The 20,680-nt window shown below is 61.5% G+C and carries 18 protein-coding genes; 14 read left to right on the top strand and 4 right to left on the bottom strand.

The window, feature by feature from the left end:
- Window positions 1–101 precede the first annotated feature (101 nt).
- The 5 genes from ACR0FC_RS11040 to ACR0FC_RS11020 all read left to right on the top strand — a co-directional run bounded on the left by ACR0FC_RS11040 (window position 102) and on the right by ACR0FC_RS11020 (window position 6,465).
- The gene (locus ACR0FC_RS11040; RefSeq protein ID WP_170341467.1) at window positions 102–605 is read left to right on the top strand and encodes a c-type cytochrome; all 504 of its coding nucleotides are present in this window, start codon (window positions 102–104) and stop codon (window positions 603–605) included.
- 163 nt (window positions 606–768) lie between these two features.
- A complete protein-coding gene (locus ACR0FC_RS11035; RefSeq protein WP_254437814.1) occupies window positions 769–2,688 on the top strand; it encodes an extracellular solute-binding protein in 1,920 nt (639 codons plus the stop codon).
- Between the two features lies 1 nt (window position 2,689).
- On the top strand, window positions 2,690–3,784 hold the full coding sequence (locus ACR0FC_RS11030; protein WP_170341405.1) for a microcin C ABC transporter permease YejB: 1,095 nt from the start codon (window positions 2,690–2,692) through the stop codon (window positions 3,782–3,784).
- Window positions 3,785–4,891, top strand: a complete 1,107-nt coding sequence (locus ACR0FC_RS11025; protein WP_170341407.1) for an ABC transporter permease — start codon at window positions 3,785–3,787, stop codon at window positions 4,889–4,891.
- Window positions 4,888–6,465, top strand: coding sequence for an ABC transporter ATP-binding protein (locus tag ACR0FC_RS11020; protein WP_170341409.1), 1,578 nt, complete (start codon window positions 4,888–4,890; stop codon window positions 6,463–6,465). Before ACR0FC_RS11025 ends, ACR0FC_RS11020 begins: the two co-directional genes overlap by 4 nt.
- On the opposite strand, the gene ACR0FC_RS11015 is transcribed toward ACR0FC_RS11020, so the two are convergent.
- Both ACR0FC_RS11015 and hemN read right to left on the bottom strand, forming a co-directional pair.
- On the bottom strand, window positions 6,462–8,390 hold the full coding sequence (locus ACR0FC_RS11015) for an elongation factor G (RefSeq protein WP_170341412.1): 1,929 nt from the start codon (window positions 8,388–8,390) through the stop codon (window positions 6,462–6,464). The two genes, ACR0FC_RS11020 and ACR0FC_RS11015, sit on opposite strands and share 4 nt — an antisense overlap.
- A 212-nt stretch (window positions 8,391–8,602) precedes the next feature.
- A complete protein-coding gene (gene hemN / locus ACR0FC_RS11010; RefSeq protein ID WP_170341414.1) occupies window positions 8,603–9,958 on the bottom strand; it encodes an oxygen-independent coproporphyrinogen III oxidase in 1,356 nt (451 codons plus the stop codon).
- Between the two features lie 61 nt (window positions 9,959–10,019).
- Here hemN and fnrL point away from each other — a divergent pair, with 61 nt between their 5' ends.
- Window positions 10,020–10,763, top strand: a complete 744-nt coding sequence (gene fnrL, locus ACR0FC_RS11005; RefSeq protein ID WP_170341416.1) for a transcriptional regulator FnrL — start codon at window positions 10,020–10,022, stop codon at window positions 10,761–10,763.
- Here fnrL and ACR0FC_RS11000 read toward each other — a convergent pair.
- Window positions 10,760–11,632, bottom strand: coding sequence for a LysR family transcriptional regulator (locus ACR0FC_RS11000; RefSeq protein ID WP_170341418.1), 873 nt, complete (start codon window positions 11,630–11,632; stop codon window positions 10,760–10,762). The genes fnrL and ACR0FC_RS11000 overlap by 4 nt on opposite strands.
- A gap of 98 nt (window positions 11,633–11,730) precedes the next feature.
- Between ACR0FC_RS11000 and ACR0FC_RS10995 the strand changes: the two genes are divergently transcribed.
- Window positions 11,731–13,053 (top strand): serine hydroxymethyltransferase, encoded by a 1,323-nt coding sequence (locus ACR0FC_RS10995; RefSeq protein ID WP_170341420.1) that lies wholly within the window; start codon window positions 11,731–11,733, stop codon window positions 13,051–13,053.
- 58 nt (window positions 13,054–13,111) lie between these two features.
- Window positions 13,112–13,366, top strand: a complete 255-nt coding sequence (locus tag ACR0FC_RS10990; RefSeq protein WP_093964328.1) for a GlsB/YeaQ/YmgE family stress response membrane protein — start codon at window positions 13,112–13,114, stop codon at window positions 13,364–13,366.
- Window positions 13,367–13,417: 51 nt separating this feature from the next.
- Here ACR0FC_RS10990 and ACR0FC_RS10985 read toward each other — a convergent pair whose 3' ends face one another.
- A complete protein-coding gene (locus ACR0FC_RS10985; RefSeq protein WP_170341422.1) occupies window positions 13,418–14,257 on the bottom strand; it encodes a universal stress protein in 840 nt (279 codons plus the stop codon).
- A 196-nt stretch (window positions 14,258–14,453) separates the two neighbouring features.
- Here ACR0FC_RS10985 and ccoN point away from each other — a divergent pair, with 196 nt between their 5' ends.
- From ccoN to ccoG, 6 genes are all read left to right on the top strand, one after another.
- Window positions 14,454–16,061 (top strand): cytochrome-c oxidase, cbb3-type subunit I, encoded by a 1,608-nt coding sequence (ccoN, locus tag ACR0FC_RS10980; protein WP_093964421.1) that lies wholly within the window; start codon window positions 14,454–14,456, stop codon window positions 16,059–16,061.
- Between the two features lie 14 nt (window positions 16,062–16,075).
- Window positions 16,076–16,804: a cytochrome-c oxidase, cbb3-type subunit II gene (ccoO, locus tag ACR0FC_RS10975; protein ID WP_093964330.1), complete on the top strand. Its 729-nt coding sequence runs from the start codon at window positions 16,076–16,078 to the stop codon at window positions 16,802–16,804.
- Window positions 16,805–16,815: 11 nt separating this feature from the next.
- Entirely contained in the window at window positions 16,816–17,001 is a 186-nt protein-coding gene (locus tag ACR0FC_RS10970; RefSeq protein WP_093964331.1) for a cbb3-type cytochrome c oxidase subunit 3, read from the top strand.
- Window positions 16,998–17,861 carry a cytochrome-c oxidase, cbb3-type subunit III gene (gene ccoP / locus ACR0FC_RS10965; protein WP_170341424.1) on the top strand — a complete coding sequence of 288 codons (864 nt, stop codon included), beginning with the start codon at window positions 16,998–17,000 and terminating at the stop codon, window positions 17,859–17,861. The genes ACR0FC_RS10970 and ccoP overlap by 4 nt, the downstream gene beginning before the upstream one ends.
- Window positions 17,862–18,272: 411 nt before the next feature.
- Window positions 18,273–19,148: a LysR family transcriptional regulator gene (locus ACR0FC_RS10960; RefSeq protein ID WP_170341427.1), complete on the top strand. Its 876-nt coding sequence runs from the start codon at window positions 18,273–18,275 to the stop codon at window positions 19,146–19,148.
- A 101-nt stretch (window positions 19,149–19,249) separates the two neighbouring features.
- Window positions 19,250–20,677 carry a cytochrome c oxidase accessory protein CcoG gene (ccoG, locus tag ACR0FC_RS10955; RefSeq protein ID WP_170341430.1) on the top strand — a complete coding sequence of 476 codons (1,428 nt, stop codon included), beginning with the start codon at window positions 19,250–19,252 and terminating at the stop codon, window positions 20,675–20,677.
- Window positions 20,678–20,680 lie beyond the last annotated feature (3 nt).

The following is a 20,680-nucleotide window of genomic DNA, read 5'->3' as shown; positions in this document are numbered from 1 at the left end:
CAAGTTCCAGAATTGGGCGTTTCGTCGCGGTGTCTATACCTTGCCTCTTGCAAGGGGAAGCCTTAGACACCCCGAAGACAGCTGAAATGGACTCGCGATCAATGTTCGACACGATGACAGTTACCAAGGCCGCAGCCGGCCTGTTCGGTGCCTTCCTTGTACTCCTCCTGGCAAAATGGGGGGGCGACGTTCTCTACCATGTCGGCGGGCACGGCGAAGCCGCCTATGTTATTGAAACCGAAAGCTCGGGCGAAAGCGCTGACGGCGAAGAGGTGGTCTTTGCCGATCTGCTGGCCGCAGCTGACCCGGAAAAGGGCGCGAAGGTTTTCCGCAAGTGTTCGGCTTGCCACAAGCTGGAAGAAGGCGCCAATGGCACCGGTCCCTACCTGTATGGCGTCGTGGACCGCCCGGTCGCGGCGGCCGCGGGCTTCGGCTACTCGGCGGCGATGCAGTCGCACGGCGGCAACTGGACCCCGGAAGAGCTGGATGCGTTCATTGCAAACCCCAAAGGCTATATCCAAGGCACTTCGATGAGCTTTGCCGGTCTCAAAAAGGCTCAGGAACGCGCAGACCTGATCGCGTACCTGCAGACGATTGGCGGCTGATCTGCCCATCCAGACACCGAAATGCGAAAGCCGCTGCCATGTGCAGCGGCTTTTTTTGTCTGAGCAAAACTTCACAAAGCGCTCACGCATTCTAAACTTGCAAGTGTCAGTGCTGGGCTTTTAGCTTGCCCACAAGGACATGGACAGAAGACAACATCGAAGGATGACCCGTATGATTTCCCATCTGCCTGGCGCGCGCGAACAAGGTTTTCGTCATTGGGTCGCGGCATTGGGCATTTCGGCGGCGTTGGTTCTGGGGCAGGCGGGGCCAGTCCGGGCCGACGAGGACCAGATCATTCGCAGCCATGGCTACTCGTACTTCGGCAATCTCGACTACCCCGCCGACTACACGCACTTGAACTATGCCAACCCGGATGCACCCAAGGGCGGCGAGCTGTCATTGGCCGCATCGGGCACGTTTGATTCCCTGAATCCATATTCACGCAAAGGTCGCCCCGGAGCGTTGACGACACTGCAATACGATCGGCTGATGGACAGCACCGATGACAGTGTCGGCCAGTACTACGGCGTATTGGCTGAGAGCCTGGAGTATGACGCCGACCGCAACTGGGTCATTTTCCACCTGCGCCCCCAAGCGACGTTCTGGGATGGCACGCCCGTCACCGCCGAGGATGTGGTCTACAGCCACCGCCTGTTCATCGAACAGGGCCTGCCGTCATATGCGCAGGCCGTCGGGCGGATGGTGACCGGCGCCGAGGCGCTGGATACGCACACGGTCAAGTTCACGTTCAATCCCGAATTGACGGCCCGCAGCCGGATCGAAACCGTCGGCGCGACGCCCGTATTTTCGAAAGCGTGGTTCGAGGCCGATCCGTCCCGTCGCCTCGACGAGCCGCGCCTGGAAGTGGCCGTTGGATCTGGGCCGTACAAATTGGAGAGCTACGATATCAACCGGCGCATCGTCTACAAACGCCGGGACGACTACTGGGGCAAGGACTTGCCGTTCAACAAGGGCCGGCACAACTATGATACCATCCGAGTCGAGTATTTCGCGGACCAGACAGCCGCCTTTGAAGGCTTCAAGGCAGGCGAATACACGCTGCGGATCGAAAGCGATCCCAAACTGTGGGCGACCGGCTATGACTTCCCCAAGTTGAAAGAGGGCTATGTCGTCAAGGACGCGATTGCGAATGGCAGTCCGCCGACCCCGTCGGGATTTGTGTTCAACCTCGCGCGTCCGCAATTTGCGGACAAGAATGTTCGAAAGGCACTGGCGCTGGCATTCAACTTTGAATGGGCCAATGAGTCTCTGCTGTTCGGGCTGAACTCGCCCCGCGATTCGTTCATCGAAGGCACGCCGCTTGAAGCGATGGATACACCGCAGGGGCCAGAGCTGGCATTTCTGCAAGCTTTGGGCGACGTGGTTCCACCCGAGCTGTTTTCCGAACCGGTGACGACCGTTCACGAATCCAACCCGGCGCGCCTGAACGATCGGCGCAACCTGCGCAAAGCCTCAAAACTGTTGGACGAAGCCGGATGGCCGGTGGGCGACGGCAACTTGCGCCGCAATGCTCAGGGTCAGACCCTGCGGGTGAACATCCCCTATCCGTCCAACCTGCCGACATCGACAGCCACGATGATCGAGACCTTTGTCCAAAACCTCCAGGCGCTGGGCGTGGATGCGTCGGCCGAAAAGGTCGATCCGGCGCAGTACACCCTGCGCAGCCGCGAGCGTGACTATGACATGGTTTATTCAACACGCTATGGCGCGTTCCTGTCCACGGGCGGTGGCCTCAGTCAGATGTATGGCTCGAAAGAGGCCGAGTTCAGCCTGTTCAACCCGGCAGGCCTTGCCAGCCCGTTGGTGGACGCCATCATCGAGGCGTCTTTCGCGACCAACAATCAAACTGATCAGGACGCAGCGCTTATGGCCTTGGATCGCGCCTTGCGCTATGAGTTCTTCATCATACCGGATGGGTATATCGCGGAATACTGGACAGCCTACTACAACATGTACGAATACCCCGATCAGTTGCCGCCCTATGCGCTGGGATACCTTGATCTGTGGTGGATCAATCCCGAAAAGGAAGCGGCCCTGAAAGCAGAAGGCGCGCTGCGTTAACATGGGCGCATATATTCTTCGACGCCTGTTGCTGGTCATTCCGACCCTTCTGGGCATCATGATCGTCAACTTCACGCTGGTGCAGTTCGTGCCCGGCGGTCCGGTCGAGCAGATCATCGCCCAGATCGAAGGGCAGGGCGATGTATTCGCGGGTTTTGCGGGGTCCGGTGACGCGGGTGCCGGGGCCGAACCCGGCGGTGGCGTTTTCGATGACAAATACGTGGGCGCCCGCGGCCTACCGCCGGAATTCATCGCCGAACTGGAGAAAGAATTCGGCTTCGACAAACCGCCGGTCGAGCGGTTCCTGAACATGATGGGCAACTATCTGACGCTGGATTTTGGCGAAAGCTACTTCCGCTCGGTCTCGGTGATCGACCTGGTGCTCGAGAAGATGCCGGTCTCGATCTCGCTGGGCCTGTGGTCGACGCTGATCGCCTATCTGGTCTCGATCCCGCTGGGCATCCGAAAGGCGGTCAAGGATGGTTCACGCTTTGACACATGGACCAGCGCGACCATCATCGTGGCCTATGCGATTCCCGGCTTCCTGTTTGCGATCCTGCTGCTGGTGCTGTTTGCGGGCGGCTCCTACTGGCAGATCTTCCCGCTGCGCGGGCTGACCTCGGACAATTGGGAAGACCTCAGCCTGCTGGGCAAAGTGGCCGACTACTTCTGGCACATCGCCCTGCCGACCATCGCACTTACGATTTCCGCGTTTGCCACGCTGACGCTACTGACCAAGAATTCGTTTCTGGACGAGATCAAAAAGCAATACGTCATGACCGCTCGCGCCAAGGGGCTGAGCGAGCAGCGCGTTTTGTACGGCCACGTATTCCGCAACGCGATGCTGATCGTGATCGCCGGCTTCCCGGCGGTGTTCATCGGCGTGTTCTTCGGCGGGTCGATCATCATCGAGACGATCTTCTCGCTGGATGGCCTCGGTCGTCTGGGCTTTGAGGCCGCAGTGGCGCGCGATTATCCGGTGATCTTCGGGACGCTGTTCATTTTCGGTCTGCTCGGTCTGGTCGTCGGCATCATCAGCGACCTGATGTATGTGCTGGTCGATCCGCGCATCGATTTCGAGAAACGCGAGGGGTAAATGGCACTTTCTCCTCTGAACCAACGTCGCTGGCGCAATTTCTGCCGCAACCGCCGGGCCTTCTGGTCGCTGATCATCTTTTCGGTGCTGTTCGGTCTGTCGCTGTTCGCGGAATTCATCGCCAATGACAAACCGATCCTTGTGAAGTATCGGGGCGAGTTCTATACGCCCATCTTCAACTTCTACGCCGAGACCGAGTTCGGCGGCGACTTCCAGACCGAGGCGATCTACCGCGACCCCGAGGTCCGCTGCCTGATCGACAGCGGCGGGCTGGAAGACTGTTTCGATGACCCCGAAGGCATCATCGAGCAAATCAAGGCGGGAACGTTCCAAGCCGAGGGTTTCGAGCGTGGCTGGGCCATCTGGCCGCCGATCCCCTATTCCTACAACACCAGCGTCGACCGTCCCGGAGCCGCGCCCCTGCCGCCCAACGGGCAGAACCTGCTGGGCACCGATGACACCAAGCGCGACGTGCTGGCGCGCGTCATCTATGGCTTCCGCCTGTCGATCCTGTTCACCCTGATCGTCACCGGCGCGGCCAGCCTGATCGGCATATTCGCCGGCGCGTTGCAGGGCTTTTTCGGCGGCTGGCTGGATCTGATCTTCCAGCGCATCATCGAGATCTGGTCATCCACCCCGTCGCTTTACGTCATCATCATCATGTTCGCGGTGCTGGGGCGCAGTTTCTGGCTGCTGGTGATCCTGATGGTGTTGTTTTCCTGGACAGGCCTGGTGGGCGTGGTGCGGGCCGAGTTCCTGCGCGCCCGCAACCTGGAATATGTGCGCGCGGCCAAGGCGCTGGGCGTGGGCAACCTGACCATCATGTTCCGCCACATGCTGCCCAACGCGATGGTGGCCACGCTGACCTTCATGCCGTTCATCGTGACCGGCACGATCGGCGGGCTGGCCAGCCTCGATTTCCTGGGCTTTGGCCTGCCGTCCTCGGCACCCTCGCTGGGTGAACTGACCCTGCAGGCCAAGCAGAACCTGCAGGCGCCGTGGCTGGCCTTCACCGCCTTTTTCACCTTTGCCATCATGCTGTCGCTGCTGGTCTTCATCTTCGAAGGCGTGCGTGACGCGTTCGACCCGCGAAAGACCTTCTCATGAGCTTGCTGGATGTCAAAAACCTGAAGGTCTCGTTTCGTCAGGACGGGCAGGTGACCACCGCGGTTCGGGGCGTGTCGTTCCATGTCGATCGCGGGGAAACCGTTGCGCTGGTGGGCGAGTCCGGGTCGGGCAAATCGGTCACCGCGCTGTCCACCGTGTCGCTGCTGGGCGACAGCGCGATCGTCGAAGGGTCGGTCACCTATGACGGGCAGGAGATGATCGGCGCATCCGAGCAGCGTCTGATGGAGGTGCGCGGCAACGACATCAGCTTTATCTTTCAGGAGCCGATGACCTCGTTGAACCCGCTGCACACGATCCAGAAGCAGATGGCGGAATCGCTGGCCCTGCACCAGGGGCTGACGGGCGACGCGGCGCGGGCCCGGATCGTCGAATTGTTGAACAAGGTCGGCATCCGCGACCCCGAGGAACGGCTGGACGCCTATCCTCATCAGCTGTCCGGCGGACAGCGGCAGCGGGTGATGATCGCCATGGCGCTGGCCAATCAGCCCGACATCCTGATCGCGGATGAGCCGACCACCGCGCTGGACGTGACCATTCAGGCGCAGATCCTCGAACTGCTGGCCGAGCTGCAGAAATCGGAAAACATGGGGATGCTGTTCATCACCCATGATCTGGGCATCGTGAGGCGCATCGCTGACCGGGTCTGCGTGATGAAGGATGGCGAGATCGTCGAGACCGGCCCTGTGGCCGAGATCTTCGACAACCCTCAGCATCCCTATACGCGCAAGCTGCTGGCGGCCGAACCCACGGGCATACCCGACCCGATCGACCCCGCGGCCGAAGAAGTGGCCCGGACCGAGCATCTGAAGGTCTGGTTCCCGATCCAGCGCGGGTTCCTGAAGCGCACGGTCGGCTATGTGAAGGCCGTGAACGACGCTACGCTCAGCGTGCGGGCGGGCGAAACCGTTGGGATCGTGGGCGAAAGCGGCTCGGGCAAGACCACGCTGGCGCTGGCGATCATGCGGCTGATCGCCTCCGAGGGCGGGATCACCTTCCGCGGGCAGGATGTGCGCCGCTGGTCCACGCGTGAACTGCGCCGCCTGCGCAAGGACATGCAGATCGTGTTTCAGGACCCGTTCGGCAGCCTCAGCCCGCGTATGACCTGCCAGCAGATCATTGCCGAGGGTCTGGCGATCCACAAGGTTGATCCGCACCGCGCCCCGCGCGAGCTGGTGGCCGAGGTGATGACCGAGGTGGGCCTGGACCCGGCGGCCATGGACCGCTACCCGCACGAGTTTTCGGGCGGGCAACGCCAGCGCATCGCGATTGCCCGCGCCATGGTGCTGCGGCCCAAGCTGTTGGTTTTGGATGAACCTACCAGTGCGTTGGACATGACGGTGCAGGTGCAGATCGTCGAACTGCTGCGCGACCTGCAGAAGAAATACGGGCTGGCCTACCTGTTCATCAGTCACGACCTGAAGGTGGTGCGGGCGATGTCACACAAGGTGATCGTCATGCGCAACGGAGACGTGGTCGAGATGGGCGCTGCCGAAGACCTCTTCGTCAACGCCCAGGATGACTATACCCGCGAACTGATCGCAGCGGCGGGCTAGGCGTTGGCCGCTTCGCGCGCCGCCGATTTCGGCACCGGGCCGCGAAGCTCTTCATAGTGGTCGAATTGCAGCTTGACCCAGCCGGTCCCGCGCGTGGCGCTGGCCAGCGTGCGGTGCAGCTCGTCCTCGGCCACGGCGGGCAGTTTGGCGTTGAAGATTTCCCAGCCCGGCGCGTTCGGGTTGCCCTCGAACCCCAGGACCTGCCCCTGAAGCGAACTGATCGTGGGTACCAGATCGCCCACGAAGGCCGACGGAACATGGATCTCGGCGTTCAGGATCGGCTGCAACACGACGGGTTTGGCCTGGGGCAAGGCCTCGCGCACGGCGTTTTTGCCGGCCGTCCGGAAGGCAAAATCGGAACTGTCCACGTTGTGATGCTTGCCGTCATGCAGCGTGACCTTCACATCCACCACGGGAAAACCCTCGGGGCCCTGCGCCAATGCATCGACCGCGCCTTGTTCGACTGAGGGGATATAGTTCTTGGGCACCGCCCCGCCCTTGACCACCTCGTCGAACTGAAAGCCAGATCCGCGCGGTAGCGGCGCGACCGAGATCACCACGTCTGCGAACTGCCCCGCGCCGCCGGATTGCTTGCGGTGGCGGTGCCGGTGTTCGACGGTGGCGCGGATGGTCTCGCGATAGGCAGTCTCGACCGGAGAGGTTTCGATCTCGATCCCGAAATCCTCGGCCAGCTTGGCGACCACCCGACGCATATGCTGCGGGCCTTGCGAGCCCAGAACGGCGTGGCCGCTCAGCTCGTCCTGTTCCAGCGTCAGGCCCGGGTCGATCTCGACCAGCCGGGACAGCGCGTTGGACAGGCGCACGTCGTCGCGTTCATGGGCCGGCGACACCACCTGCCGATAGGCGACCGGATGCGCCTTGGCCCAATCCGGCAGCGGCGTGGAGCCGCTGCTGTCATAGATATTGCCGGGGTTGAGGTGATCGGATTTCACCGCCAGCCCGATCTCGCCGGCCTTCAGCCCGTCGATCTGGGTTTTGGCGTCCAGCGCGGTCAGGTTGCCAACGGTTTCGCCGCCCAGCGGGTCATGCGCCTTGATCCCGTCGCCCAGCCCCCGCAGGACGATGATCTTGCCGATGTGCTTCTTGACGTCGGCAAACCCGGCGATGGCGCGGGCGGCCTCGGGCGCCGCGTCCCGGTCGGCGGCGATGTCGAACTCGGGCGCCTCGTGCCGCAGGGCCTTCATCAGGCGGGTCAGCCCGTTGCCATGGCTGGCCGCGCCCAGGCAGGCCGGGATCAGCTGGTGGTTCTGCAACACCTGCGCTGCCAAGTCATAGATCTCGGCGCTAGGCGGCTGTTTGTCCTCGATCAGCTGCTCGAGCAAGTTGTCGTCGAAATCCGACAGGGTTTCGAGCAGTTCGGTGCGGGCTTCGGCCTCGCGATCCGCAACCGATTGCGGCAGTTCGATCAGCGCCGAGGGCTGACCTTCCTGATATTTCCACGCGCGCTCCGAAATCAGGTCGACGGCCCCGATGATGGTTTCGCCTTCACGGATCGGAACCTGCCGCAAGGTGATGTGATGGCTGCAATAGGTCTGCAGCGCGGCGATGATGTCGCGGATGCGGCCGTTGGGGTTGTCCATCCGGTTGATAAACAGAAAGCAGGGAATGCCCGCCTCCTCGACCAGCCGCAGATAGGGGGCGCATAAAACCGCCGCGTCCGGATCCGGCGGGACCACGACCACCGCCGCGTCGGAAATGGCCATGGCGGGCCCGGCATAGGCCAGCGCATCGCCCCCGCCATCCACGTCGATCGCGCACCACGGTTCGTCCAGATAAGAAAAACCGTGCAGATGCACGGTTCCGGATAGGTCGAATGTGGTGGGCCGGCCATCAAGGCGACTGATGGCCTCGACCAGTGTTGTCTTGCCCGATTGGCTGGGGCCGAGGACGGTGAAAACGCGCATGGGTGTAGTCCCTTCGTCAAGTTGCAGAGTGGCTGCACGAAAGGACCTGTCGGACGCGGATGCGCCGGCGAGTTTTGTCTGAATGATGGCCTGCCTCGGCGTCGGGCGGCCTGCCGCCCGTCTTCCGAGTGTGGGGAAAACCCACCGCGCGCGTCAACCCCCCGCTTTTTAGCATTGTGGCGACTGGCCGGCATGCGGCCTGCCGCCTGTCGTTAGATCGCCGAGCTGTGGCCCGCCTTGCTCAGGTCATAGGCGTCGAAGGTGCGGGCGATCATCCGGGTCAAGGCACGCGCTTCGGGCGGGATGAACAGCCCGTCATCGGTGACTTGCAACAGCCCGTCGAAGGTGTCATTGGCGCGCTGGTACATCGCCGTCAGCTCGGCCGCCGAGATGTCGTGGTCGCGCAGGATCTCGGCCGTGTCGATGCGGAAGTCGCACATCAGGGCCTCGATCAAACGGGCACGCAGAATGTCCTGATCCTTGAACAGATGCCCGCGCGAGGTCGAGAACCGGCCATCGCGTACCGCTTTGGTATGGGCCGACGTGGCTGGCGCGTTCTGCGCATAGCCCTGCGGGAAGCGCGAGATCGAGCTGGCGCCGACGCCGATCAGAACCTCGGCCTGGTCGTCGGTGTAGCCCTGGAAGTTCCGCTTGAGCCGCCCGGCTTTCAGTGCATGGGTCAGCCCGTCATCCTTGGTGGCGAAATGGTCGATGCCGATTTCTTTGTAATTGTCCCAAAGGAACAGACGGCGGGCGGTATAGAACAGATCAAGCCGCTGTTCCGGCGTCGGCAGGGCGTCGGACGGGATCAGCTGCTGGCGTTTCGCCATCCACGGCACATGCGCGTAGCCATACAGGGCCACCCGGTCGGGGTTGAGCGACAGCAGCTTTTGCACGCTTTCGGTCATCCGCGCCTTGGTCTGGTGTGGCAGTCCATACAGGATGTCAGCGTTCAGGCTGGGCACGCCGCGCTCGCGGATCATGTCGATCGCCTCGCGGGTGGTGTCATAGCTCTGGATGCGCCCGATAGTCTTCTGGATCTCGTCATCGAAATCCTGAACCCCGATCGAGGCGCGGTTCATCCCGGCTTCGGCCAGCGCATCCAACCGGGCGGCATCCACCTCGTTGGGGTCGATCTCGACCGAGAATTCCGCGTTGTGTCCCAGTGGGACGATGCCCAGAATATGCGCGGCCAGTTCGCGCATCAGGTCGGGGTTCAGCAGCGTGGGCGTGCCCCCGCCCCAATGCAGGCGCGACAGGGTCACCCCGCTGGGCAGGCGCGCGGCCAGCAGGTCCAACTCGGCCTTGAGGACATCGACATAGGCGATGACCGGGTTGTCGGTCTGGGTGCCCTGGGTGCGGCAGGCGCAGAACCAGCACAGCCGGCGGCAGAACGGCACATGGACATAGAGCGAGATCGAACTGCCCGGCCGGATGGCGGAAATCCAGTCGCCAAACATGTCGGGCCCCACGTCATTGCTGAAGTGGGGGGCGGTCGGATAGCTGGTATAACGCGGTACCTTCGCGTCAAAAAGTCCGAGCTTTGCCAATTGAGGTTTTACTATCATGACGACACCGGTATAGGCTCGACGACCAGAAAACCTTGACCGAGATCAAGTGGACGCGCGCATGACTCTGAATACCCTCGTTGACCACTCCAATTGCGAAGACTGCCCAATTCGGCATCGAGCCGTCTGCGCGCGCTGCGATGCGGACGAGTTGGTCGCTTTGGAAGAGATCAAGTATTACCGCAGCTTCGAGGCCGGTCAGACGATCATCTGGTCGGGCGATCAAATGAATTTCGTCGGCTCGGTCGTGTCCGGGATCGCGTCTCTGACCCAAACCATGGAGGACGGGCGCACCCAGATGGTGGGCCTGCTGCTGCCCAGCGACTTCGTAGGGCGGCCGGGGCGCGACTCGGCGCCTTATGACGTGCAAGCCACCACCGACGTGGTCATGTGCTGTTTCCGCAAGAAACCGTTCGAGGACCTCATGGGCCGCACGCCGCATATTGCCCACCGCTTGTTGCAGATGACGTTGGACGAGTTGGACGCGGCGCGTGAATGGATGCTGGTTCTTGGCCGCAAGACCGCGCGCGAGAAGATTGCCAGCCTGCTGTCGATCATCGCGCGCCGCGATGCGTCTGCCAGCCAGAAGGGTTCATCCGGCCCAATCGTCTTCGACCTGCCGCTGACCCGCGAGGCGATGGCCGACTACCTTGGTCTGACGCTCGAAACCGTCAGCCGTCAGATATCTGCGCTGAAAAAGGATGAAGTGATCCTGCTGCAGGGCAAGCGCCACGTGACCGTTCCAGATATCGGCCGCCTGATGGAAGAGGCCGGGGATGATTCGGACGGCGGGTTTCTGGTCTAAGCGGTTTTTCTGAGCCACTCGACAACGCGCCCAACCGGTGTCTGCGACCGGACCGCACGTGGCGACCACAGCTTGAGCCTGTCGGGAAGAGTGACCACCGTTTCGAACGGAGCCACCAGTCGATCGCTGTCCAGATGCGGCTGGACCAGCGCCCTGTGTCCCATCAACACTCCCGCACCGTTCAGCGCTTCTTCGACTGCCAGCGCGTACAAAGAGAAGACCGGCCCGCGGGGTGTGAACGCCCATCCGGGTCGCGCCGCGGCCACCCAGGTTTGCCAATCGTCGAACCAGGTAGAGTCGGACAGGCAGGTCACATTCGCCAGGTCCTCGGGCGTAGTCAGGCGATGCGCCAAGGCCGGCGCGCAAACCGGAAAGATGGCGTCTTCGGCGATGGGGTCCCCCAAGTCTCCGCCAAAAAACAGGTAGATGTCGAAGGGCGCGCGCTTGAGGTTGGGCGGGGTTTCCTCGGCCGTGAGCGAAACTTCGATTTCCGGCTCTGCGGCTCGAAGTTCGGGCAACCTTGGCGACAGCCATAGCTGTGCAATCGAGGGTAGCGTCACGATATGCACCACCTGCGGCTGTGCCTGGGCGCGCATGGTCAACGTGGCTTGTCCCAAGGTGTCGAAGGCCTTGGTCAGGTCCGGCAACGCCTTGTGCCCCAGCGCGGTCAGGGCAACGCCTCTCGCGGTGCGCTCGAACAGGGGCGCACCCAGTTCGTCTTCCAACGTTTTGACATGGGCTGATATCGCCCCTGCGCTGACGCCAAGTTCCGTAGCCGCCGCCGAGAACCCGCCCAGGCGGGCAGCGGCCTCAAACGCCCGCAGCGCGTTCAAAGGTAGGGGCTTGGGGCGCGGTGGAGCAACGGGCATGGATTTAGGCTCAATTTTTCTGACCCTAATTTTTCGCAAAACTGATTTGCGCGCAAGTCAGGATCTTTGCATCGTTGGCCGCAAAGACGGAGGATCAGATGCAGCACCTTGCTCACCGTGCCTGGGTTCCGGGCGACTGCGAAAACCTTGTTCAGACCATCGCCCGGCAAGTTGCCGACAGCAGCTCGGAGGCGATTGAGGCCCGGATCGACGCGCTGATCGCGCGAAACTCGGATATTCATGATGCCGAGTGTTTCAATCTGAACCCGGCGACGAATGTCATGAATCCAAGGGCTGAAGCTGCACTCGCCGCGGGTCTGGGCAGTCGTCCATCTTTGGGCTATCCGGGCGACAAATACGAGATGGGGCTTGAGGCCATCGAGGAGATCGAGGTGATCGCGGCCGAGCTTGCGGCCCGCGTGTTCAACGCGCGATACGCCGAAATCCGGGTGGCATCCGGCGCCTTGGCCAATCTGTATGGCTTCATGGCTCTGACACGGCCCGGCGATACGATCATCGCGCCGCCGGCAGCGATCGGCGGGCACGTGACCCACCATGAGGGTGGCTGCGCAGGGCTTTATGGGCTGCAAACGATCAATGCACCAGTGGATGCGGACGGGTACAGTCTGGATCTGGCCGCGCTGAGCGACATGGCCAAAACGCACCGCCCCCGGTTGATCACCGTTGGTGGCTCGCTGAACCTGTTTCCGCATCCTGTGTCGGCCGTGCGCGAAATTGCCGACGAAATTGGGGCCAAGGTTCTGTTCGATGCGGCCCACCAATGCGGGATCATTGCCAGCGGGGCTTGGGCGAATCCGTTGGATGAAGGCGCGCATCTGATGACGATGAGCACCTACAAAAGCCTAGGCGGCCCTGCGGGTGGGCTGATCGTCACCAACGACGCCGAAATTGCCGAACGGCTGGACGCCATCGCCTTTCCCGGAATGACGGCCAATTTCGATGCCGCGAAATCGGCGGCTCTGGCAATTTCGTTGCTGGACTGGGTCGACTGCGGGCCGGCCTATGGGCAAGCGATGATCGATCTTGCGCAGGCAATTGCCAGCGAGATGGAAGATCAGGGATTGCCAGTGTTCAAGGGGGCTGGTGGCGTCACCACCTCGCACCAATTCGCGCTGAAGGCCGCCGACTATGGGGGCGGGCAGGCGGTGTCAAAACACCTGCGGCGGGCTGGGTTCCTGGCATGTGGTATCGGTTTGCCGATCGCCTCGGTTGCGGGTGACATGAACGGATTGCGGATCGGAACGCCCGAGTTGGTCCGGCGGGGAGTGACCCCCGAACATGCCGGAGACCTTGTGGCCCTGTTCGCCGAGGCACTGTCGGCGGATGATCCCGCATCGGTTGCGCCCAAGGTGCGGGATCTGCGATCCGGGTTCCAGGGGATGCACTACGTTCGTGCGTGACCCAACGGCCCGGCCGTGTTCTAATGCCTTTGCGTGAAACAATATTCAGGAGCAAGGCATGGAATTCAGTAGCCTATTGGCAATGCTGATCATCGGCGCGATCGCGGGCTGGTTGTCGGGCAGGATCATGAAGGGGCGCGGCTTTGGCGTGATCGGGAACATCATCGTCGGGATCGTTGGCGCTTTTCTCGCCGGAACGATTTTTCCCGCACTCGGGTTTTCCGTCGGCGGCGGTATGGTGTCGTCGATTTTCTTTGCAACGATCGGAGCCGTCATCCTTCTGTTCCTGATCGGTTTGGTCAAAAAGGTCTGACGAAATAACCGCCCCGTCTGGGGCGGTTATTTCTTTTGCCGTGCCCGCAGTTCAGTGGGCCAGGAAAACCGGAACCGAGGACTGTTCCAACATGTTCCGTGTCGCGCCACCCAGAATGGCCTCGCGGAACCGCGAGTGACCATAGGCGCCCATCACGATCATGTCGGCTTCGACGTCTGCGGCGTGACGGTTCAGAATGTCGGACACACGCGTCATCGTCTTGCTCAGCACGTCGATTTCGCATTTCACGCCATGGCGGGACAGCATTTGCGACAGCATACCGCCCGGGTCCGAGCGATCAGGGCCGTGACGCGGCGGGTCGATCACAACGATCCGGGTCAGTTCGGCCGCCCGCAGGAACGGCAGCGCGCGCCGAATGGCATTCATCGCCTCGACACTCTCATTCCAGCCGATCAGAACCGTCCGAGGGCTGGCGAATGGTTTCGCCTCATCCGGTACCACCAGAACCGGGGCGTGACCCTCGAACATGGCGGCCTCGATGATCGGTTCGGCCTCGGCGCCGCGATCTTTGCCATAGGGCTGGGGCAAAACGACAAGGTCCGAGAAACGGGCCCGGTGCGCGACGTGCCGACCCAAGTCGGCGATCTGCGCCACGCCGTTTTCAGCGGACCAGCGTACGCCTGACTTGCCCAGGAAATCCTCGGCAAAGGCAAGCACTTCATCGGCCTCGGCATTTGCGCGCTTCAAGGTCTCCTGAAGGATCAGGGCGTTTGCGCCCGCGTAGTAGTAGCCGGTCTGGCTACGGTCGACACCGAGGCACAGCGCTTCGGCATGGCCGTCCTGCGCTTCGGCCAAGGCGACCAACTGGGCCAGAGCCGGCTCGGCAAACTTGGTTTCCGTCATGACGGTGAGAAGAGATTTATAAGCCATTTCGACCTCGTGTTTCGGGTTCTGAAACCTGTGCGACCAGGTAACCCATTCATTTGCTTATGCCTGTCACAGTTTTCAGGCTATTGTCTTGATGCAGATCAAAGCAGCATTGGTTGTGCATGGATCATACAGCAACCAGTCAACGAAAGCTCCATGCGGCACAAGAATCGCCCGGAGCATGGCAAAGGGACGCAATATGTCGAATTACATCAAGCTGATCGCGCTTGGTCTGGTCGTGCTGTTCGCAGCGATCGGATCCAACTATGCGCGGGATTTGGCGTATCAGGTGCACGCGATACTGGTGATGCTCATCGCCGGTGGCCTGTTCATCTGGACGCTGCGAAATACGGATGAGCCGGATATTCTTGTCGATCGTTCGGGTGAGTACATGGATGGCGTGATCCGCTATGGCGTGATCGCAACCGCCTTTTGGGGTGTCGTAGGGTTCCTGGTGGGAACCTTCATCGCGTTCCAGCTGGCCTTTCCGGTGCTGAACTTCGAATGGGCGCAGGGGCTTCTGAACTTTGGCCGGTTGCGCCCGCTGCACACATCAGCGGTCATTTTCGCGTTCGGCGGCAACGCCCTGATCGCCACATCCTTCTACGTCGTGCAGCGCACAAGCGCCGCGCGTCTCTGGGGCGGAAACCTTGCCTGGTTCGTGTTCTGGGGCTATCAGCTGTTCATCGTTCTTGCCGCGACCGGCTATGTGCTGGGCGGGACCCAGTCCAAGGAATATGCCGAGCCTGAATGGTATGTGGACCTGTGGCTGACCATCGTCTGGGTGGCCTATCTGGCCGTGTTCCTGGGGACGATCGTCAAGCGGAAAGAGCCCCACATCTATGTGGCGAACTGGTTCTACCTGGCGTTCATCGTTACCGTCGCGATGCTGCACCTGGTCAACAACATGACCATTCCGGTCAGCATCTGGGGTTCGAAATCGGTCATCGTCTGGTCGGGCGTTCAGGATGCCATGATCCAGTGGTGGTATGGGCACAACGCCGTGGGCTTCTTCCTGACCGCGGGCTTCCTGGGCATGATGTATTACTTCATTCCCAAGCAGGCCGAACGTCCGGTCTTCAGCTACAAGCTGTCGATCATCCACTTCTGGGCACTGATCTTCCTGTATATCTGGGCCGGTCCACACCACCTGCACTATACCGCGCTGCCTGACTGGGCCTCGACGCTGGGCATGGTGTTCTCGGTCGTGCTGTGGATGCCTTCGTGGGGTGGCATGATCAACGGCCTGATGACCCTGTCGGGCGCTTGGGACAAGCTGCGTACCGACCCGGTCATCCGCATGATGGTGATCTCGGTCGGCTTCTACGGCATGTCCACCTTCGAAGGTCCGATGATGTCGATCCGCGCGGTGAACTCGCTGTCGCACTACACTGACTGGACCATTGGTCACGTACATTCCGGCGCGCTGGGCTGGAACGGCATGATCACCTTTGGTGCGCTGTACTTCCTGGTGCCGGTTCTTTGGAAGCGCGAGCGTCTGTACTCGCTGCAGATGGTCAGCTGGCACTTCTGGCTCGCCACCATCGGCATCGTGCTCTACGCCGCGTCGATGTGGGTCACCGGTATCATGGAAGGCCTGATGTGGCGTGAAGTGGATGCCAACGGCTTCCTGGTGAACTCGTTCGCCGACACCGTTGCGGCCAAGTTCCCGATGTATGTGGTGCGTGCGCTGGGCGGTGTTCTGTTCGTCGCTGGTGCGCTGATCATGTGCTACAACCTGTGGATGACCGTCCGGCGGGCTCCGGCCAAAGAGGCCAGCCTGACCGTCGCGGTCCCGGCTGAATAAGGAGGGCCGGAGCAATGGCAATTCTCGACAAACACAAGATCCTCGAGACCAACGCGACCCTCCTGCTGATCTTCAGCTTCCTGGTCGTGACCATCGGTGGCATCGTTCAGATCACCCCGCTGTTCTACCTTGAGAACACAATCGAGAAGGTGGAGGGCATGCGCCCTTACACCCCTCTCGAGATGGCGGGGCGTGAGATCTACATCCGCGAAGGCTGCTATGTCTGCCACAGTCAGATGATCCGCCCGATGCGGGACGAGGTCGAGCGCTATGGCCACTACTCGCTGGCGGCCGAGTCGATGTACGACCACCCGTTCCAGTGGGGGTCCAAACGCACCGGGCCTGATCTGGCCCGTGTGGGTGGCCGCTACTCGGATCAATGGCACGTGGACCATCTGCGTGATCCGCAATCGGTGGTGCCGGAGTCCGTGATGCCGAAATACGGCTTTCTGGAAAACCGCAAGATCGACGGCCGGTATATCGGTGACATCATGGCCACCAATGCGGTTTTGGGCACGCCTTACACAGACGAGATGCTGGAAAACGCAGTTGCCGATTTCCGGGCGCAGGCCGATCCGGACAGCGACTATGACGGGCTGCTGGAGCGTTACGGCGAAAACGTCAACGTGCGCAACTTCGATGGTCAGCCGGAACTGACCGAAGCCGATGCGTTGGTTGCATATCTGCAGATGCTGGGAACGCTGGTCGACTTCTCGACCTTCACCCCGGATGCAAGCCGCTAAAGGAGGGTGTGATGGAAGAATACACGATCCTGAGGCAATTCGCGGATAGCTGGATGCTGCTGCTGTTGTTCGCCTTCTTTGTCGGCATCGTCATCTGGGTGTTCCGCCCCGGTGCCAGCAAGGAATACAAGGACACCGCAAACATCCCGTTCCGGCATCAAGACAAACCCGCCACATCCGAGGAGGCGCGGAAATGAGCAAGACACCTGAAAAACAGCCGGGTGATCCCAAGACGACCGGTCACAGCTGGGATGGCATCGAGGAATTCGACAATCCGATGCCGCGCTGGTGGTTGTGGACCTTCTACGCGACCATCTTCTGGGGTGTGATCTACACGATCATGTATCCGGCGTGGCCGCTGGTGCAATCTGCAACCGCCGGTGTGCTTGGCTGGTCCTCGCGCGAGCTGGTGCAGAAGGAGATGGTTTCGTTCGAAGAGGCCAACGCTCCGTGGAACGCCAAGCTGGTCGAGACACCGCTGGATGATATCGCCAAGGATGCCGAGCTGCAGCAATATGCGGTCAACGCCGGTGGCGCCGTGTTCCGCACCTGGTGCGCTCAGTGCCACGGTTCGGGCGCGCAGGGCGCAAAGGGTTTCCCGAACCTTCTGGACGACGCCTGGCTGTGGGGCGGCACCTTGGATGACATCGTCACAACGGTCAGCTACGGCATTCGCAACGAAGAAAGCGACGACGCGCGCTACTCCGAAATGCCGGCGTTCGGCGAGATCCTCGAGCCCGAGGAAATCACCCAGGTCGTGCAATATGTGATGTCGCTGACCAACGCCCAAACCGACGATGCTGCGGCGCAGGCGGGCAAGGTTGTCTACGAGGACAATTGCGCAGCCTGTCACGGTGAAGACGGCAAGGGCGATATTGCGCAGGGCGCACCGAACCTGACGGATGCGATCTGGCTGTATGGCGGCGATGAGAAAACGCTGACCGAAACGGTGACCCACAGCCGGTTTGGCGTCATGCCCCCCTGGGACACGCGTCTGACCGAGGCGCAGATCCGCGCCGTGTCGGCCTATGTCCACCAGTTGGGTGGCGGTCAATAAGATCCGAGAACACCTTCGGGCGGCGTGCCGCCCGAAGGCCCAGGTGCCGGCTGTTCCATCTGTTCGCGCGTTTCCTGAACAGCCGGCACCGCATTTTCCGAAAATAGTGCCGACAATGGCCCCGGTCCAGCGCGGGCACGCAAACTGATCCTAAAGGTTGCGCGGATCCAACTCGCGGCTCTTGCTGACCCACCAGTGTCCGGCGGGCAGCCATTTTTTCCTTTTTGGCGCATTCGGTTTGGGCGCGTCGCGCAGCTTGGGTGCGTTCAACCGCGTGGCGGTCATGAAGGAAGCAGCGTAGATGTTCAGTATGGTCTTTCTCCTGATGCGATGAACTCGGGTTCCAGCATCGGCTCTTGACCGGATATTTGCGACTCAATTACCGTGTTCATATGTAAGCACAGGTTACATATGGACTGGCTGAACCTTCCGCCACTATCGGCGCTACGGGCTTTCGCTGCATTCGCCGAGCACAGAAACATCGTCAAGGCTGGCGATGCGTTGAATGTAAGTCATGCCGCCATAAGCCAGCAGTTGCGCGCGCTTGAGGCGCATATGGGCGTGACCCTGTTGGACCGGTCGGGCAAGACTCTGGTCCTGACGTCGGATGGCGAACACTTGGCCCGCAGCGTTCAGCTGGGGTTTGGCGCCATCCATGCGGCGGTCTCGGACCTGGTGCACGCGGGAGAGGATCGGCCGGTACACGTTTCGCTGACCTCCTTATTTGCAGCTTCATGGCTGATGCCGCGGCTGCCGATTTTCCGGTCGGATCACCCGGGGATCGATCTGACCTTGGATCCGTCACCGGAACTGGTCGATCTGCGCCCCGGCGGGGTGGATGTCGCGATTCGATACGGGGCAGGCGGTTGGCCGGGCGTCCGGTCCGAGATGTTGTTGAAAACCCCGATGGTCATCGTTGCCGCGCCCAGTCTCTTAGGGTCCAGATCCGAGTGGTCGCCGGCTGATCTGGCCCGTTTGCCGTGGCTGGAAGAGGTGGGCACGACCGAAGCCAGCACATGGCTGGCACAACATGGGGCGGCCATGGACCCAGGCGCCGGACGGACCAGTCTGCCGGGCAACCTGGTCCTTGAGGGCGTTCGCGCGGGGCAGGGGGTCACGGTGACGGTGCGACATTTCGTCGAACGTGATATCGTGGCCGGAAGACTAGTTGAACTTCATGTCGCACCTGACGCCCGAGGCTACCACATCGTGACCGCGCAAACGCCGCAGAGAAAGGCGGTGAAGACGTTCGTCGGGTGGCTGAAACGCCAAGCGAACCAGGTGTGACAAAAGGTGTCTGCGCGATGCGCTTTTGACCCATGTCAAAGTTGTCCGGTGTATGATCTGGAACAAGTCGCCCGACAAACAGCAAGATCCGGAGCCATGCCGTGAGCGATCACACCCCAGCCCCCAGCCTTTACGCCGCAAGGGAACCGATCTTTCCACGGCGCGTTTCCGGCAAGTTTCGGAACCTCAAATGGATCATAATGGCCGTCACGCTTGGCATCTATTATGTGACGCCGTGGATCCGGTGGGATCGGGGGCCCAGCCTTCCGGATCAGGCGGTGCTGCTGGATCTTGCGAACCGCCGCTTTTACTTCTTCTGGATCGAGATCTGGCCACACGAATTCTATTTTGTAGCCGGTCTGCTGATCATGGCCGGCTTGGGCCTGTTCCTGTTTACGTCGGCCTTGGGCCGAGTGTGGTGCGGCTATGCCTGCCCACAGACGGTTTGGACCGACCTTTTCATTCTGGTCGAGCGCTGGATCGAGGGCGATCGAAACGCCCGCCTGCGCCTGCATCGTCAGAAGAAGCTGGATTTCCGCAAGGTTCGCCTGCGATTGACCAAATGGGTGGTCTGGTTCCTGATCGGTCTGGCGACCGGCGGGGCCTGGGTGTTCTATTTCGCGGATGCGCCGACCCTTGCGCGGGACCTTGTGACCGGCAACGCTCATCCGGTCGCCTATACCACCATGCTGGTTCTGACCGGCACGACCTTTTTCTTCGGTGGGTTCGCGCGCGAGCAGATCTGCATCTATGCCTGTCCGTGGCCGCGAATTCAGGCGGCGATGATGGACGAGGACACGCTGGTGGTTGGCTACCGAGAGTGGCGGGGCGAGCCGCGCGGCAAGGGCAAACGGACGGCCGACTCTGAACTGGGCGACTGCATCGACTGCATGGCCTGCGTCAATGTCTGCCCGGTCGGGATCGACATCCGTGATGGCCAACAGCTGGAGTGCATAACCTGCGCGCTGTGCATCGATGCCTGCGACGACATGATGGCCAAGATCGGCAAGCCGCGCGGTCTGATCGACTATATGGCGCTCAGCGACGAAACGCGTGAACGCGCGGGCCACCCCCCAAAAAATGTGTGGAAGCACATCCTGCGGCCCCGGACAATCATGTATACCGCGCTTTGGTCGTTGGTGGGTTTTGGCCTGCTGTTTGCGCTGTTCATCCGGTCGGATATCGATCTGACGGTGGCGCCAGTGCGCAATCCGACATTCGTGACCATGTCCGACGGTTCGATCCGCAACACCTACGACGTGCGGTTGCGAAACAAACATGGCGAAGACCGCCTGTTCAAACTGTCTCTGGTCGGTGACCCAAGCCTGCAGGTTCAGATTGAAGGAACGGAACTGGATACGGTAAACGTAACTGCGGACACGGCACAGTTGACCCGGGTCTACATCGTCGCCGCGAAAGACACAGCGCCCGCAATGGCTGAAACGACACCGGTCCGGATCTGGGTCGAAGACCTGCAAAGCGGCGAGCGCGCCTACAAGGACACCACGTTCAACGGGCGGGGGAACTGAATA

It is taken from the genome of Ruegeria sp. BB9 (assembly GCF_056539345.1).
The sequence above is the reverse complement of the archived record's forward strand: the minus strand, read 5'-3'. Positions and strand labels throughout refer to the sequence as shown.

Excerpts from the sequence above, each read along its gene's own strand:
- ACR0FC_RS10960 (WP_170341427.1), top strand. The coding sequence starts at position 18,273 with ATGGACTGGCTGAACCTTCCGCCACTATCGGCGCTACGGGCTTTCGCT.
- ACR0FC_RS11020 (WP_170341409.1), top strand. The coding sequence starts at position 4,888 with ATGAGCTTGCTGGATGTCAAAAACCTGAAGGTCTCGTTTCGTCAGGAC.
- ACR0FC_RS10970 (WP_093964331.1), top strand. The coding sequence starts at position 16,816 with ATGGAAGAATACACGATCCTGAGGCAATTCGCGGATAGCTGGATGCTG.
- ACR0FC_RS10985 (WP_170341422.1), bottom strand. The coding sequence starts at position 14,257 with ATGGCTTATAAATCTCTTCTCACCGTCATGACGGAAACCAAGTTTGCC.
- ACR0FC_RS11025 (WP_170341407.1), top strand. The coding sequence starts at position 3,785 with ATGGCACTTTCTCCTCTGAACCAACGTCGCTGGCGCAATTTCTGCCGC.
- ACR0FC_RS11030 (WP_170341405.1), top strand. The coding sequence starts at position 2,690 with ATGGGCGCATATATTCTTCGACGCCTGTTGCTGGTCATTCCGACCCTT.
- fnrL (WP_170341416.1), top strand. The coding sequence starts at position 10,020 with ATGACTCTGAATACCCTCGTTGACCACTCCAATTGCGAAGACTGCCCA.
- ACR0FC_RS11015 (WP_170341412.1), bottom strand. The coding sequence starts at position 8,390 with ATGCGCGTTTTCACCGTCCTCGGCCCCAGCCAATCGGGCAAGACAACA.
- ACR0FC_RS11040 (WP_170341467.1), top strand. The coding sequence starts at position 102 with ATGTTCGACACGATGACAGTTACCAAGGCCGCAGCCGGCCTGTTCGGT.
- ACR0FC_RS11035 (WP_254437814.1), top strand. The coding sequence starts at position 769 with ATGACCCGTATGATTTCCCATCTGCCTGGCGCGCGCGAACAAGGTTTT.
- ACR0FC_RS11000 (WP_170341418.1), bottom strand. The coding sequence starts at position 11,632 with ATGCCCGTTGCTCCACCGCGCCCCAAGCCCCTACCTTTGAACGCGCTG.
- ACR0FC_RS10995 (WP_170341420.1), top strand. The coding sequence starts at position 11,731 with ATGCAGCACCTTGCTCACCGTGCCTGGGTTCCGGGCGACTGCGAAAAC.
- hemN (WP_170341414.1), bottom strand. The coding sequence starts at position 9,958 with ATGATAGTAAAACCTCAATTGGCAAAGCTCGGACTTTTTGACGCGAAG.
- ccoN (WP_093964421.1), top strand. The coding sequence starts at position 14,454 with ATGTCGAATTACATCAAGCTGATCGCGCTTGGTCTGGTCGTGCTGTTC.
- ACR0FC_RS10990 (WP_093964328.1), top strand. The coding sequence starts at position 13,112 with ATGGAATTCAGTAGCCTATTGGCAATGCTGATCATCGGCGCGATCGCG.
- ccoP (WP_170341424.1), top strand. The coding sequence starts at position 16,998 with ATGAGCAAGACACCTGAAAAACAGCCGGGTGATCCCAAGACGACCGGT.
- ccoO (WP_093964330.1), top strand. The coding sequence starts at position 16,076 with ATGGCAATTCTCGACAAACACAAGATCCTCGAGACCAACGCGACCCTC.